General features: G+C 75.0%; 14 protein-coding genes and 1 pseudogene. 5 read left to right on the top strand and 10 right to left on the bottom strand.

The features are described from left to right. Positions 1 to 88 precede the first annotated feature (88 nt). The 5 genes from ACGRHY_RS22595 to infC all read right to left on the bottom strand — a co-directional run bounded on the left by ACGRHY_RS22595 (position 89) and on the right by infC (position 3,761). Positions 89 to 1,249 (bottom strand): sensor histidine kinase, encoded by a 1,161-nt coding sequence (locus ACGRHY_RS22595; protein ID WP_394637137.1) that lies wholly within the window; start codon positions 1,247 to 1,249, stop codon positions 89 to 91. Positions 1,250 to 1,288: 39 nt separating this feature from the next. Continuing rightward, complete coding sequence (locus ACGRHY_RS22590; RefSeq protein ID WP_394637136.1) at positions 1,289 to 2,146, bottom strand: TrmH family RNA methyltransferase; 858 nt, start codon at positions 2,144 to 2,146, stop codon at positions 1,289 to 1,291. Between the two features lie 147 nt (positions 2,147 to 2,293). Continuing rightward, on the bottom strand, positions 2,294 to 2,677 hold the full coding sequence (rplT, locus tag ACGRHY_RS22585; protein WP_093662401.1) for a 50S ribosomal protein L20: 384 nt from the start codon (positions 2,675 to 2,677) through the stop codon (positions 2,294 to 2,296). 137 nt (positions 2,678 to 2,814) lie between these two features. Then, positions 2,815 to 3,009 carry a 50S ribosomal protein L35 gene (rpmI, locus tag ACGRHY_RS22580; protein WP_093850868.1) on the bottom strand — a complete coding sequence of 65 codons (195 nt, stop codon included), beginning with the start codon at positions 3,007 to 3,009 and terminating at the stop codon, positions 2,815 to 2,817. Positions 3,010 to 3,146: 137 nt separating this feature from the next. After that, positions 3,147 to 3,761, bottom strand: a complete 615-nt coding sequence (gene infC, locus ACGRHY_RS22575) for a translation initiation factor IF-3 (protein WP_394638165.1) — start codon at positions 3,759 to 3,761, stop codon at positions 3,147 to 3,149. A gap of 421 nt (positions 3,762 to 4,182) precedes the next feature. On the opposite strand from infC, the gene ACGRHY_RS22570 reads away from it, so the two are divergent. Then, on the top strand, positions 4,183 to 4,587 hold the full coding sequence (locus ACGRHY_RS22570; protein ID WP_175541057.1) for a DUF1844 domain-containing protein: 405 nt from the start codon (positions 4,183 to 4,185) through the stop codon (positions 4,585 to 4,587). Between the two features lie 75 nt (positions 4,588 to 4,662). On the opposite strand, the gene ACGRHY_RS22565 is transcribed toward ACGRHY_RS22570, so the two are convergent. From ACGRHY_RS22565 to ACGRHY_RS22555, 3 genes are read right to left on the bottom strand one after another with little or no spacing between them, the layout of a single operon-like run. Further along, positions 4,663 to 5,403, bottom strand: coding sequence for an SseB family protein (locus tag ACGRHY_RS22565; protein ID WP_394637135.1), 741 nt, complete (start codon positions 5,401 to 5,403; stop codon positions 4,663 to 4,665). Between the two features lie 22 nt (positions 5,404 to 5,425). After that, positions 5,426 to 6,688 (bottom strand): type VII secretion-associated serine protease mycosin, encoded by a 1,263-nt coding sequence (gene mycP, locus ACGRHY_RS22560; protein WP_394637134.1) that lies wholly within the window; start codon positions 6,686 to 6,688, stop codon positions 5,426 to 5,428. Then, the gene (locus tag ACGRHY_RS22555) at positions 6,685 to 7,566 is read right to left on the bottom strand and encodes a hypothetical protein (RefSeq protein WP_394637133.1); all 882 of its coding nucleotides are present in this window, start codon (positions 7,564 to 7,566) and stop codon (positions 6,685 to 6,687) included. The genes mycP and ACGRHY_RS22555 overlap by 4 nt, the downstream gene beginning before the upstream one ends. A gap of 304 nt (positions 7,567 to 7,870) precedes the next feature. On the opposite strand from ACGRHY_RS22555, the gene ACGRHY_RS22550 reads away from it, so the two are divergent. Together ACGRHY_RS22550 and ACGRHY_RS22545 are read left to right on the top strand one after the other, a co-directional pair. Beyond that, entirely contained in the window at positions 7,871 to 9,085 is a 1,215-nt protein-coding gene (locus ACGRHY_RS22550) for an amino acid deaminase/aldolase (RefSeq protein WP_394637132.1), read from the top strand. Positions 9,086 to 9,309: 224 nt separating this feature from the next. Then, a pseudogene (locus ACGRHY_RS22545) lies at positions 9,310 to 9,534 on the top strand (transposase); the annotation flags it as partial. Between the two features lie 163 nt (positions 9,535 to 9,697). Here the strand turns inward: ACGRHY_RS22545 and ACGRHY_RS22540 are convergent. Both ACGRHY_RS22540 and ACGRHY_RS22535 read right to left on the bottom strand, forming a co-directional pair. After that, complete coding sequence (locus tag ACGRHY_RS22540) at positions 9,698 to 10,669, bottom strand: DUF2510 domain-containing protein (RefSeq protein ID WP_394638164.1); 972 nt, start codon at positions 10,667 to 10,669, stop codon at positions 9,698 to 9,700. A gap of 150 nt (positions 10,670 to 10,819) precedes the next feature. Further along, on the bottom strand, positions 10,820 to 11,617 hold the full coding sequence (locus tag ACGRHY_RS22535) for a helical backbone metal receptor (RefSeq protein WP_394637130.1): 798 nt from the start codon (positions 11,615 to 11,617) through the stop codon (positions 10,820 to 10,822). 93 nt (positions 11,618 to 11,710) lie between these two features. On the opposite strand from ACGRHY_RS22535, the gene ACGRHY_RS22530 reads away from it, so the two are divergent. Continuing rightward, positions 11,711 to 12,619 carry a 5'-3' exonuclease gene (locus tag ACGRHY_RS22530; protein WP_394638163.1) on the top strand — a complete coding sequence of 303 codons (909 nt, stop codon included), beginning with the start codon at positions 11,711 to 11,713 and terminating at the stop codon, positions 12,617 to 12,619. Positions 12,620 to 12,681: 62 nt separating this feature from the next. Then, complete coding sequence (locus ACGRHY_RS22525) at positions 12,682 to 12,930, top strand: hypothetical protein (protein WP_394637129.1); 249 nt, start codon at positions 12,682 to 12,684, stop codon at positions 12,928 to 12,930. Positions 12,931 to 12,972 lie beyond the last annotated feature (42 nt).

Below are 12,972 nucleotides of genomic sequence, written 5' to 3'. Positions count from 1 at the left end.
GGTTCCCGGGCCGCTCGAAGGTACCGGTTGTCGAGTCTACGGGGCGAGGAAGATCACTACTGACCCGGAGGAGCCCGCGGGCGCCGGCTCAGGCCATGAAGGCCGGGACGCCCGCGGGCAGGGTGAATCGGAACTCGGCGCCGCCCGCGGACGAGCGGCCGACCGTGATCACCCCGCCGTGGGCCTCGACGATGCCCTTGACGATGTACAGGCCCAGGCCGGTGCCGCCGCGCTTGCTGCCGCGCCAGAAGCGGGTGAAGACGCGGCTCATCGACTCCTCGGGGATGCCGGGGCCCTCGTCGCTCACCGTGACCGCCGTTCCTTCGTCGCCCGTCTTCGTCCGTGCCGGTGCCACTTCCATGGTGACCGTTCCCTCGCCGTGGCGCACGGCGTTTTCCAGCAGGTTCCCGAGCACCTGGTCGATCTTGTCGGGGTCGGCCCACAGCGGCGGGAGCGGAGTGACGATCCTCCGGGCGAAGCGCTCCTCGGGGCGGCCCGCGGCGATGTGGGCCCGTATGTGCCGCTCCACGGCGGCGGCCATGTCGACGGGCTGCCGGTGGATCTCCAGCCGCCCGGAGTCGATGCGCGAGATGTCCAGCAGTTCGGTGATGAGTCTGGTGACGCGGTCGGCGTCGGCGTCCACCGTCTCCAGCATCAGCCGCTTCTGGTCGTCGGTGAACCTCTCCCACTTGGCCAGCAGCGTCGCGGTGAAACCCTTCACCGAGGTCAGGGGAGAGCGCAGTTCGTGGGCGACGGTGGCGATCAGCTCGGCGTGGCTGCGCTCGGTGCGCCGCCGGGCCTCGGTGCCGCGCAGGGTGACCACCAGTCGCCGCAGGGGGCCGGCGGGACGGGCTCGGACGTACCGGGCGGAGACCAGGACCTCCCGGCCTCCGGGGAGTAAGAGGTTGCGTTCGGGCTGACCGGTGCGGATGGCCAGGCCCCTGTAGGGGTCGGTGACCTTCCACCAGCGCCGCCCTTCCAGGTCCTCCAGGGGCAGGACCTGCTCGACGGGACGGCCCAGCGCGTCCTCGCGCGGCAGCGCGGTGATACGGGCGGCGGCGGTGTTGAAGCAGACGACCCGGCCCTGGGCGTCGGCGACGACCAGGCCGTCGGGGAGGTCGTCGGGGAGCACCCCCGTGCCATCGGGCCGCGGCGGCTCCTGCCGCGCGGGACGGTCGCGGGGTGTGCGGGGCACGCCGGGCGCGTCGGACGGCCCGCCGCTCTGCCCGCCGGACACCCTCACGTCCACTCCCGTTCACCCCCTTCGGTCCCCGGGGCCGCCACCCTACTAGCTCGGGGTGACGCAGCGGCACCCTCCGGGTGCGCGCTGCGCACGGGCCGAGGCGTAGAGGCACACCGCCGCGGCGGTCGCGAGGTTCAGGCTCTCCGCGCGCCCGTGGATGGGTACGCGCACCACCTCGTCGGCCAGCGCGCGGGTCTCCTCGGGCAGCCCCCAGGCCTCGTTGCCGAAGACCCAGGCGGTGGGGCCGCACATACGGCCCTCGTCCAGCTCGGTGTCCAGATCGTGCTCGCCGGCGCCGTCGGCGGCAAGCACCCGCACGCCCGCCTCGCGCAGCCCGGCCACGGCCCGCTCGACGGGGACGCCCACGGCGACGGGGAGGTGGAAGAGGCTGCCGGCGGAGGCCCGCACCGACTTGGGGTTGTACAGGTCCACCGAGGCGTCGGTGAGCACCACGGCGTCGGCGCCGGCCGCGTCCGCGCAGCGCAGCACCGTCCCGGCGTTCCCGGGGTCGCGCACGTTGGCGAGGACGGCGACCAGCTTCGGGCGGGCGGCCAGCACCCGGTCGAAGGGCAGATCGAGGAAGCGGCAGACTCCGACCAGCCCCTGCGGGGTGACGGTCTGCGACAGCTCCGCGATCACCTCGTCGGCGGCGGTGCGGACGCGGGCCCCGGCGGTGCGGGCGGCGGCGACGATGTCGGCGTGCCGCCCGGCGGCCTCGGGGGTGGTGAACAGCTCGGTGAGCGTGGGCTCGCCGCCGCTGCGGTGGCCGACCGCCTCGCGTACGGCCTGGGGTCCCTCGGCGAGGAAGCGGCGCTCCTTGCCGCGGGTGTTGCGGCGGGCCAGCCGCCGGGCGGCGATGACGCGCGGGGAGCGCGGGGAGGTCAGTTCCGGGGCGGCGGCCATGGCGCGGCGTTCTCGCTTCTCGGGGCTTCTCGGCGGGCGGGCGGAGGCTGGACGGCCGGGCGGGCCGGGCGGGCCGGGCGGGCCGGGGCAAACGACCGGACCCGCGGGCTCGACGGCCCGCGGGTCCGGTGACGTCCCCTGCCGTCGTCAGGCGGCCTTGGGGGCGTTGACGTCGCTCGGAAGCGCCTTCTGGGCCACCTCGACCAGCGCGGCGAACGCGTTGGGGTCGTTGACCGCGAGGTCGGCCAGGATCTTGCGGTCCACCTCGACCTCGGCGGCCTTCAGACCCTGGATGAAGCGGTTGTAGGTCATGCCGTTGGCGCGGGCGCCGGCGTTGATCCGCTGGATCCACAGCTGCCGGAAGTCGCCCTTGCGGCGCTTGCGGTCGTTGTAGTTGTAGACGAGGGAGTGGGTGACCTGCTCCTTCGCCTTGCGGTACAGGCGGGAGCGCTGGCCGCGGTAACCGCTGGCCTGCTCGAGGATCGCCCGGCGCTTCTTGTGGGCGTTGACCGCCCGCTTGACGCGTGCCACGTGAATTACTCCTTGTCGCGGGGCCGGTGTGGTGGTCCGGCTGCCGTGCTACGGCGCCGTCGGCCCGAAGGTTCGATGGGGTCCCGGTGTCCGGTGTCCTGCGCCCGGCCGGTCGCGGGGACCGGCGGGCGGCGGGCTCACTTGCCGAGAAGCTTCTTGATCTTCTTGGCGTCGGCCGGAGCCATCTCGGTCTTGCCGGCAAGGCGGCGCGTCAGCGTGGACGGCTTGTGCTCGAGAAGGTGGCGGCGGCCGGCGCGCTGGCGCATCACCTTGCCGGAGCCGGTGATCTTGAAGCGCTTGCTCGCACCACTGTGCGTCTTGTTCTTCGGCATGTCGCCGTTCTCTCCTCGTCGGTGGCGCCGCCGTAGCCGGCCGTGGGCCGGCGTGCGGCAGCGTCAGCTGTTTCGGTTGCTGTCCGGGCCCGGGAAGGGGCCCGTGCGATCCGGCGGCCGGTTCCGCGACCGCCGGATCATGCCTCGGCGCGTTCCTCGGCAGGGGCTGCGTTCCCCTGCTGCTGGCGCTCCGCCTTGCGGGCGGCCTGCGCCTCACGGGCTTCGGCCATCGCCTCGGTCTTCTTCTTGTGCGGACCGAGGACCATGATCATGTTCCGGCCGTCCTGCTTGGGGGTCGACTCGACGAAGCCCAGGTCCTGGACGTCCTCCGCGAGGCGCTGGAGCAGCCGGTAGCCCAGCTCGGGACGGGACTGCTCACGACCGCGGAACATGATCGTGATCTTGACCTTGTCCCCCTGCTTGAGGAACCGGACGACGTGACCCTTCTTGGTGTCGTAGTCGTGCGGATCGATCTTCGGCCGGAGCTTCATCTCCTTGATGACCGTGTGCGCCTGGTTCTTGCGTGCCTCACGGGCCTTCATGGCCGACTCGTACTTGAACTTTCCGTAGTCCATGAGCTTGCACACCGGCGGACGGGCGTTCGCCGCGACCTCGACCAGGTCGAGGTCGTACTCCTGGGCAAGCTCCAGGGCCTTGGCAAGCGGCACGATGCCGACCTGCTCGCCACTGGGACCGACGAGTCGCACCTCGGGGACGCGAATCCGGTCGTTGATGCGGGGCTCGGCGCTGATGGGGCCTCCTCGGTTGCGCCACGCGGATGCCTGGCGGACAGCCGCGCACGGTTGCGTTCGGTACGACCACCGAACCGGAACGCGAAAACGCCCCGGACGGGACGCAGGCGGGGCTCCTCATTGACCGGGAGCACCGCCGCGATACACCGCGGGGCGCAGCCTGACCTTTGACCCGCCGGCCCGGAGGTCGGTCGGGTGGGAGCTTCGGAGCCTCCACTTGCGGGCCGGAACGCGCTCTGCGCGGATCGTTCGGGCGAATCGTCTGGGTGATCGCCCCGGTGATCACAGCGGGAGTATGGTCCGGCCGGTCGATATCCCAGCATAGCAGGGTCGCGGCGAAGTTCCTCCCCGGGCGTCGTACGCGCACGCAACAGGCGGGACCTAGGCTGGAGCGCACCCGACCAGCAGGAAGCGGAGAACGATGAGCGACGACAGCGGCACCCCCACCCCCTCCCCCGGCGCAGCCGGAGGGGCCGGAGGGGCCGGAGGGGCAGCCGACTTCGAGACGATGACCCGCGACATCGCGGACGTTCCCGCCGTCGAGGTGATCACCACGGTCGCGGTCCACCTGATGAGTTCGGCCGCGGTCAACCTCGGCCTGGCCGAGGGCGGCGAGGACCACAAGGACCTGGACGAGGCCCGCAAGCTGATCCAGGCGCTGGCCGGGCTGGTGACCGCCGCCGCCACCGAGATCGGCTCCTACCACGCCGCTCCGCTGCGCGACGGGCTGAAGTCGCTCCAGCTCGCCTTCCGCGAGGCGTCGGCGGTGCCGGACGAGCCGGGCCAGGGCCCGGGCGAGAAGTTCACCGGCCCGGTCATCGGCTGAGGGACGCTCCCGGGCGGCCGGCGCGGCCGCCCGTCCGCCCCGGCCGTCCGGGAGCGGTCGTAAGGTGCCGGCCGCTCAGTCTCGGTCGTACAGCGGGCGCCCCGGCAGGGCTCCCTCCGGCGGCAGCAGGGCCAGATCCAGACCGCGCACCAGGCGCGCGCGGAGCGTCTCGTCCGCCGCGAGCGCGGCGGCCACCCGCCCGGCCGTCTCGCGCGGCGGCGCGGCCGGATCCAGGCGCAGAGCCAGTACGCCGTCGGTGCCGCGGCCGGGCCCCAGGCGGGCGGCGCTCACCGCGGGCTCGGCGGCCAGCACCGTGCGCAGCGCCTCGGTGACGGCCGGGTCCTCCAGCGGATCGGCGGTCTCGGCGCGGCCCTCGGCGAGGGCCAGCAGCGCCGGGCCGGTGAGCTGGTAGGTCACCGGTCCGGCGAGATCCAGCACGAGGGTGTCGGCGCCCTCCTGGGCGAGGGCCTGGAGCGCCTGGCGCAGGGGGACGGCGACCGGACGGGCCTCCGGGCGCCATCGGGCCAGGCTGTCGGTGGAAGTGAAGGCCGGCAGGGCCCTGCGCCCGCCCGGCGCGTTGAGCGTGGGCACCGCCATGTCGCTGGTCTTCTCCCGGCGCAGACCGTCCTCGCCGGTCTCCGCCTCGCCGAGGACGGCGACCACCGGGACCAGCAGCCGGGCCTCCGCCAGGGCGGCCAGCACCTCCGGCTCGGCGGTGCGGTCCTGTGCCCAGGCGGCCAGCGCCCGGGCGAGTGCGGGGTCGGCCGAGCCGTCGTCGCCGGAGAAGCCGGGATCGGGGATGTTCTTGAGCGCCACGCCTTGAGGGTATCCGCCCGGCTCAGACGGTCCGCCCCCCGGCCTGCCCCCCAACGCGCTCCCCGCTCCGCGCTCCCCGCCGGCCGCCCCGGTGGAGCAGCACCGCGCAGACCACCAGCAGCAGGCCGGCGACCGCGGCGGCGGGCGCCAGCCGGCCGCCGTACCCGCGCTCGGGGGCCGGACCGGCACCGAAGTACTCCTTCGGATACGCCTCGGCCACCGGCTGCTGCCGCCGCGGCTCGACCTTCGCGCCCAGTTCGATGGCGGCGGCCGGGTCGACGACGCCGCTGCCCAGATCGTCGCTGCGCCCGCCGGGCGGGGTGTTCCGGGCGGTCTGCGCGATCAGCTCCTTGACCTGCGCCGGGCTGAGATCGGGGTGGGCGGCCCGCACCAGGGCCACGCAGCCGGAGGCGAAGGCGGCCGCGGCACTGGTCCCCCAGCCCTCGTAGTACTCACGGTCAGGATAGGTGATGATCACATCGTCGCCGGGGGCGCTGACGGTCGCGTACCAGCGGCGCGTGGAGAAGGGGGCGCGCCGGCCGTCGCGGTCCACCGCGGTCACGGCGATCACGCCGGGGTAGGCGGCCGGATAGGAGGCCCGGTCACCGTTCTCCCCGCCGTTGCCGGCGGAGGCGACCACCACCGAGCCCTTGCCCAGCGCGTAGCGGACGGCGGCGTCCTCGGCCGGATCGGGGTGGGCGGAGGCGCTGTCGTCGCCGAGGGAGAGGTTGATGACGTCGGCGCCCTGGTCGGCGGCCCAGCGGATGCCCTCGGCCAGCGCCTCGCCGCGCTCCTCGCGGGCCTTCTTCCGCTGCGGGTCGCCGTCCTCCAGCAGGACGCGCACGGGCAGGATCCGCGCCTCGGGGGCGACTCCGAGGACGCCCGCCGAGTCGCCGGGGCCGTGGCCGCGCCCGGCGATGATGCCTGCCATCGCGGTGCCGTGCCGGGCCCAGTGCTCGTCGCCCCGGCGGGCCCCGAAGCCGACGAGGTCCCTGCCCTTCAGCACCCGGCCGCGCAGGTCGGGGTGGCCGGCGTCGACCCCCGTGTCGAGCACGGCGACGGTGACGCCCTGGCCCCTGGTCGTGTTCCAGGCGTCGCGCGCGCCCACCGCGTCCAGGCCCCACTGCCGGTCGCGCACCTCGTCGGCGTGCGCGGCGGGCGCGACCAGCAGGAGGCAGGCGCAGAGCACCGCGAGCGCCGACAGCGCGGAGAGCAGCTCGGCGGCGCGACGGGTGCGGCGGGCGTGCGGGGGGTTCGCGGTGGCGGGGAGGCCCGTCGTGTTCATCGGTCCTGCCCGGTTCCCTGGGCGACGATGCGGCGCAGGCCGCGCTCGACGCGGTCGGCGATGCCGCGGGCGTCGTGGCCGAGGCCCGCCTGGGCGGGTGCGGTGGTCTGGTCCTCCAGAACGGCCTCGGAGGCCGGCTGCGGTTCGCCGACGGTACGGCCGTCGGCGAAGCCGGAGACGGTGTAGACCACCACGGGGGCGTCGGTGAGCGGCCGGACCGTCCAGCTCGCGCGCTGGGCGTCGCCGAAGCGGGCCGCGGCGGTGCCGCGCGCCGCGTACGGACGGGGCATCAGATCGGCGCGCAGTTCGAGGTTCTTCTCGTCGAACCGCTCGCGCAGGGCGCGCATACCCTTCTCGTCGGCCTCGGTGAACAGCAGCCCGACCGTGGTGACGCCGCTGCCGGTCTCGTCCGTGTACGTGGCGCGCAGCAGCCGCTCGCAGCCGGCCGGCGAGAGGGCCTCGGCCAACAGGGGGTCGAAGGCGTTGCGGCAGTCGGCGGCGGGAGCGACCGCCACCCGGGTCCAGCGCCGGTCGGCGCGTCCCGGTCCGGCACCCCTGCCGCGCAGGGTGCGGGGGAAGAGCGTGTCGACGGGTATCTCGCGCCACAGCGAGCGCGCCTCGGCGTAGTCGGCCGCGGGGCGCTCGCCGGAGTCGCCGGTGAGCCAGGCCCCGGCGGCGGCCCCGCCCAGCAGTCCGAAGCCCAGGACGAGGCAGACGGCCGCGGCGGCGGTGCGGGCCGGCCCGCGCACGCGCCGCCCCGGGGCCGGGGCGGCGGCCGGCACGTCCGGGTACACCAGGGGGGCGGCGAACCGCGGTGGCGGCGGCCCCGTCGCTATCGGGGGCGCGGCGGCCGAGACCCGGGGGGTTCTCGGCGGCATGGCGGGCCGCGGTGGTACGACGGGTGGGAGCGGAGCCCGGACCGGATCGGCCTCAGTGCTCACCGGCACCCCCTCGTGTTCTGTGCCGCCCCGTCGAGTCCCTTTCGGGGCAGGCCGGTTGGTATCGGGACATCGCACCGCTGACCAGCGGTCGGCGGTGGTGTGCGCGTCACTCTACGTGGATCCGGCACGGTGGCGGCAACCCGCGTCCCGGTCCCCGTAAGGGCCCGGACCCCGCACGGGGACGCCGGGCCACCGCCACCGGGTCTGTCCCGGGCACGGCCGGCTCTGGCAAGCTGCCGGGGTGTTCGACACGACCGCTGATCCCGCAGCCGACCGGACCCGCTACGACCGGGCCACCGCCCATCTCGACGCACCGCTCGCCGTCGTCGATCTGGCGGCGTTCGACGCCAACGCCGCCGACCTGGTGCGCCGCGCCGGCGGCAAGCCCGTCCGCGTGGCAAGCAAGTCCGTACGCTGCCGCACCCTGCTGGAGCGCGCGCTGGCGCGGGACGGGTTCGCCGGGGTCATGAGCTTCACACTCGCCGAGTCGCTGTGGCTCGCCCGCCACGGGTTCGACGACGTCCTGCTCGCCTATCCGTCGGCGGACCGGGCCGGTTACGCCGAGCTGGCCTCCGACCCGAAGCTGGCCGCGTCCGTGACGGTGATGGTCGACGACCCCGTGCAGCTCGCCCTGATCGACGCGGCCCGCGGCGGCGGACGCGAGGAGATACGCGTCTGCCTGGAGCTGGACGCCTCCCTGTGGCTGCTGGGGGGCCGGGTGCGGATCGGCGCGCGGCGCTCGCCGCTGCACTCCCCCGCCCAACTGGCCGAACTGGCCCGGTCGGTGGCGCGCCGGCCCGGCTTCCGGCTGGTGGGCCTGATGGCGTACGAGGGGCACATCGCGGGCGTGGGCGACGCTCCTCCCGGACGTCCGCTGCGCGCGCGGGCGGTACGGCTGATGCAGTCGGCCGCGCGGCGCGAGCTGGTCCAGCGGCGCGCGGCGGCGGTACGCGCGGTGCGGGCGGTGTCGCCGGACCTGGAGTTCGTCAACGGGGGCGGGACCGGGAGCGTGCAGCACACCGCCGCCGAGGACGCGGTCACCGAGATCGCCGCGGGTTCGGGGCTGCTGATGCCCCGCCTGTTCGACCACTACACCTCGTTCTCCGGCCGTCCCGCGGCACTGTTCGCGCAGCCGGTGGTGCGGCGGCCCGGAGTGGGTGCGGTGACGGTGCTCGGCGGGGGCTATCCGGCCTCCGGTGCGGCGGGCCGTGACCGGCTGCCGGTGCCGTGTCTGCCCGCCGGGCTGCGCTACGACCCGGCGGAGGGGCCGGGCGAGGTCCAGACGCCGCTGCTCGGACCGCCCGCCGACGACCTGCTGATCGGCGACAAGGTGTGGTTCCGGCACGCCAAGGCCGGGGAGCTGTGCGAGCGCTTCGCGGCACTGCACCTGATCGAGGGCGACCGGGTGGCGGCGACGGTGCCGACCTACCGCGGCGAGGGCCACACCTTCCTGTAAACAACTCGGCCCCTGAAGGGACCGGGCTCTCCGGCCGGGTCCCTGCGAGGCTCCGCTCATGCTCCCGGCCGCCCCCTACGACGGGGCGGTCACGGGGCACATCGCCCGGCCCCCGCACGGGGCCGGGTCGGGGCATGTTCACGAATACCCACGCCGGGCGTGCGCGGTCACGCGCGTTGACCCCGGCGACGTGGTCGGCCGGCCCGGCGAGGCCGCACCGACGACAGGAGAAGCTGTCCGCCCTCGCCGGCAGCCTCAAGGGCGTCTCCGCCCACTACCTCCGCATGTGGGCGCCCCCGGCCGGAGGCCGGGGAGAGTGCCCCGACCACATCAAGCGGCACCTGTGGGGCGAACGCTTCTGGTCACCCTCGTACTTCGTCGCGTCCTGCGGCGGCGCACCCCTGTCCGCCGTCAAGGAGCACATCGAGAACCAGAAGCGCCCCAGCTGAGCGAACCGGGGTCAACAGGACAGACCCGTGCTCACGTGCAGGCCGGAGCGGTCTTGAGAAGCAATTCCTCCCGAGCCCCAAAAGAGGCCGGGGTTCCTTGCCGGACCACGCTGAACCGGCTCGCCGGCTCCACCGGTCCTGCCCCGTCATGCCGGGGCGGGTCTCAGACCTCCATGCCCGGGCCGCCGACGGCGCGGACGCCGGCCACGATCCGGTCCATCTCGCCGGGGTCCGGGGCATCGGCGTGGATGTCGAAGCCCAGGCGCATCACCAGCATCCGGCCGCTGCCGTCGGGCGCGGGGAAGACGACGGACTCCACGTACGCGTCGGGTTCCAGCTCGTTGGCGATCCGCCAGCGCACCCGGTGCCCCTTCCGCCCCGCGACGGTGACCTCTGCGGAGGAGACCACCTCGTGCTCCTCGATCCCGCCGTAGCCCCTGGTGTCGTAGGACTCCTCGGCGTGACGGGCGATGTCCGCCTCGGCCATCGCCCGCGGGCCCGCACCCGCGGGGTCGTCGGCGGCCCGCAGGGAGACCCCGGCGCGGACGCAGGTGAGGGAGGCGTCCCCGGGACAGGAGTAGGAACCGGAGGAGAGCCATATCCCGCTGTCGGTCTCCGACTCGTTCCAGCCCTCGGGGACGGGGAGGCTGACGCCGTTGACGCGGTCGACCGCGGTGCCGGGGGTTCCGTCGTCCTCCTCGCCCCCCGGGTCCCTGTCCGGCTCGTCCTCCTGCGGTCCGCCGGACGGTGCCCCGCCGGGCTTCTCGTCCTCGCCGGCGGTGGCGCCGGGCCGCGCCCGGCGGTCGTCGGAGCCGCCGGAACCACCGGAGCCGCCGAGCAGGAGCAGTCCTCCCGCCAGGAGCGCGCTCACCACGACCGCGGCGGCTATGACGGCGGCCACCAGCAGCCCGCGCGACGGCCCCGCCTCGGGGTCCCGCGGGAGGATGACCGGCTTTCCGTACGGGGTGTGCGTGTCCCGGGCGCCGTACGTGTCGTACGTGTCGTACGTGTCGTACGGACCGGCGTCGGTGGTCCGGGTGTGTCCGGTCCAGGCCGAGCCGTCCCACCAGCGCTCCGGTGCCGGGCCGGGACCCGTGTGCCCGGGGTCCGCGTACCAGCCGGGCGGTGTCGTCATGCTCACGGCGTGCACAGTAGCGGGAACCGGCGCCCGGGAGGACCGGTGCGCCACCATCGGCCGCGACGGTGCGGAGTATGCCCCGACATGCCGCCGCCGGCCGGGAGTCCGGCGGCGCCGCCGACCGGGAACCGCGGCGGCGCGCGCCGGTCAGGGCGGCGGGCCGGAAAGCGCGGCGGCCAGCGCCGCGCCGAGCACGGCCGGCGCCTCGGTCAGCGAGGGCCCGTACCAGGTCAGGTGCCGCCCGCTGACGAGGGCCGCGGGCAGACCGGGGAACGCCTCGGGACCGTCACCGGCGGTGAAGCGGTACGGCTCGTCGGGCAGCACCACGAGATCGGCCCGGCCCGGCTCGTTCAGTTCCCCGATCCCGGCGCGCGGATAGCGCTCGGCGTGGCCGGCGTAGGCGTTGCGCACACCGAGGCGGGCCAGGAGGTCGCCCGCGAAGGTGTCCCGGCCCAGCACCATCCACGGCCGCCGCCAGACCGGCACCACGGCGGTGGCGTCGACCGCGGGCCGCAGCGCGCTCCAGGAGTCCTCGGCCTCGTCCAGCCAGGCGGGCCGGGGCAGTCCGCATCCGGTGGTGAGCACCCGGTCCAGTTCGGCGAACGCCTGCGGGAGCGTGCGGATCTCGGTGACCAGTACCCCGATGCCCGCGCCGCGCAGGGCGGCGATGTCGGCGGGGCGGTTCTCCTCCTCGTTGGCGACGACCAGCTCGGGGCGGAGGGCCTCGATCCGCTCCAGGTCGGGATTCTTGGTGCCCCGCACCCGCGCCACGTCCAGACCGGGCGGATGGCTGCACCAGTCGGTGGCCCCGACCAGCAGTTCCGGGCCGGTGGCTGCGACTGCCTCGGTCAGTGACGGCACCAGCGAGACGACGCGGCGGACGGTGCCGGAACCCCGACTCCGGGCCCGGGCCGAGGAGGGCTGGTGTCGTCGTGCGGTCGCCATGCGGTCAGCCTAGGCTCTGCGACCGGCACCCCGCTGCGGGGCCTCGCTGTCGGACCGGTGCGGCATGATCGGGGCGTGACCACGCGACGCCTGATGCTCCTCGATGCCGCATCCCTCTACTACCGAGCCTACTTCGGGGTCCCCGAGTCGGTCAGGGCGCCCGACGGCACCCCGGTCAACGCGGTGCGCGGGCTGCTGGACTTCATCGCCCGCCTGGTGCGCGACCACCGCCCCGGCGATCTGGTCGCCTGTATGGACAACGACTGGCGGCCGCACTGGCGGGTCGAGCTGATCCCGTCCTACAAGGCGCACCGGGTGGTGGAGGAGTCCGCCGAGGGCCCGGACACCGAAGAGACGCCCGACACGCTCTCCCCGCAGGTCCCGGTGATCGAGGAGGTGCTGGACGCGATCGGCATCGCCCGGGTCGGTGCGGACGGCTACGAGGCCGACGACGTCATCGGCACCCTCGCCCGGCGGGTCGGCGGGCCGGTGGACGTCGTCACCGGCGACCGCGACCTGTTCCAGCTCGTCGACGACGCGCGCGGGGTGCGGGTGCTCTACCCCGTCAAGGGCATGGGCGACCCCATGGTCGTCGACGAGGCGGCCCTTCGGGAGAAGTACGGCGTGGCGAGCGGGGCGGCGTACGCGGATCTGGCCCTGCTGCGCGGTGACCCGAGCGACGGGCTGCCGGGTGTGGCCGGCGTCGGGGAGAAGACCGCGGCCCGGCTGCTGGAGTCGTACGGCGATCTGGACGGCGTCCTGGCCGCCGTCGGTGATCCCGCCTCCGGTATGACCCCGGCACAGCGGCGGAGGCTGGAGGCCGCGCGGGAGTACCTGGCCGTGGCGCCGAAGGTGGTGCGGGTGGCCGGGGACGTGGCGCTGCCGGAGTTCGACCCGGCGCTTCCGGCCGAACCACTGCACGCCCAGAAGCTGGAGGAGCTGGCCGAGCGGTGGGGGCTGGGCGGCTCGCTGCGGCGGCTGCTGGACGCCCTGGCGGGCTGAGCCCCTCACGGCCCGGGTGACGGGGGCGGTCCGGCGGGCAGCCCGTAAAGTCGGATATGCCCATGTCCACGGCGAGGCGGGCCGGGCGGGGGGGTCGCGCCGCCATCTGCGCACCGGGCGGTGTGCCGCGCGGGCGGCTGCCGGTCTCCGGCTGCCTGTGCCCTGGTCATGACGAGGACGGCCGGCAGGCGTCGGAGCGGGGGTGGAAGGCGCGGGTGGAGGCGGAGCAGGAGGAAGCATCCGGCGCGCCCGGCCCCTCCGCTCCGGCCGGGGCGGAGGGCGGGGCAGAGGCCGGGGCGCGGGCACGCTGACCGCGCGTCACGCCCCTGTCCCGCCCGGCGCGCGCCGGGCGG

Source organism: Streptomyces shinuiensis, from assembly GCF_043660855.1.
Lineage (GTDB): Bacteria > Actinomycetota > Actinomycetes > Streptomycetales > Streptomycetaceae > Streptomyces.
Note: the sequence above shows the minus strand (reverse complement) of the source record. Positions and strands in the feature narration are given on the sequence as shown.

Coding starts and splice junctions, on each gene's coding strand:
- ACGRHY_RS22590 (WP_394637136.1), bottom strand. CDS start 2,146: ATGGCCGCCGCCCCGGAACTGACCTCCCCGCGCTCCCCGCGCGTCATC.
- rpmI (WP_093850868.1), bottom strand. CDS start 3,009: ATGCCGAAGAACAAGACGCACAGTGGTGCGAGCAAGCGCTTCAAGATC.
- ACGRHY_RS22570 (WP_175541057.1), top strand. CDS start 4,183: ATGAGCGACGACAGCGGCACCCCCACCCCCTCCCCCGGCGCAGCCGGA.
- mycP (WP_394637134.1), bottom strand. CDS start 6,688: ATGAACACGACGGGCCTCCCCGCCACCGCGAACCCCCCGCACGCCCGC.
- ACGRHY_RS22555 (WP_394637133.1), bottom strand. CDS start 7,566: ATGCCGCCGAGAACCCCCCGGGTCTCGGCCGCCGCGCCCCCGATAGCG.
- ACGRHY_RS22540 (WP_394638164.1), bottom strand. CDS start 10,669: ATGACGACACCGCCCGGCTGGTACGCGGACCCCGGGCACACGGGTCCC.
- ACGRHY_RS22535 (WP_394637130.1), bottom strand. CDS start 11,617: ATGGCGACCGCACGACGACACCAGCCCTCCTCGGCCCGGGCCCGGAGT.
- ACGRHY_RS22530 (WP_394638163.1), top strand. CDS start 11,711: ATGCTCCTCGATGCCGCATCCCTCTACTACCGAGCCTACTTCGGGGTC.
- ACGRHY_RS22525 (WP_394637129.1), top strand. CDS start 12,682: ATGTCCACGGCGAGGCGGGCCGGGCGGGGGGGTCGCGCCGCCATCTGC.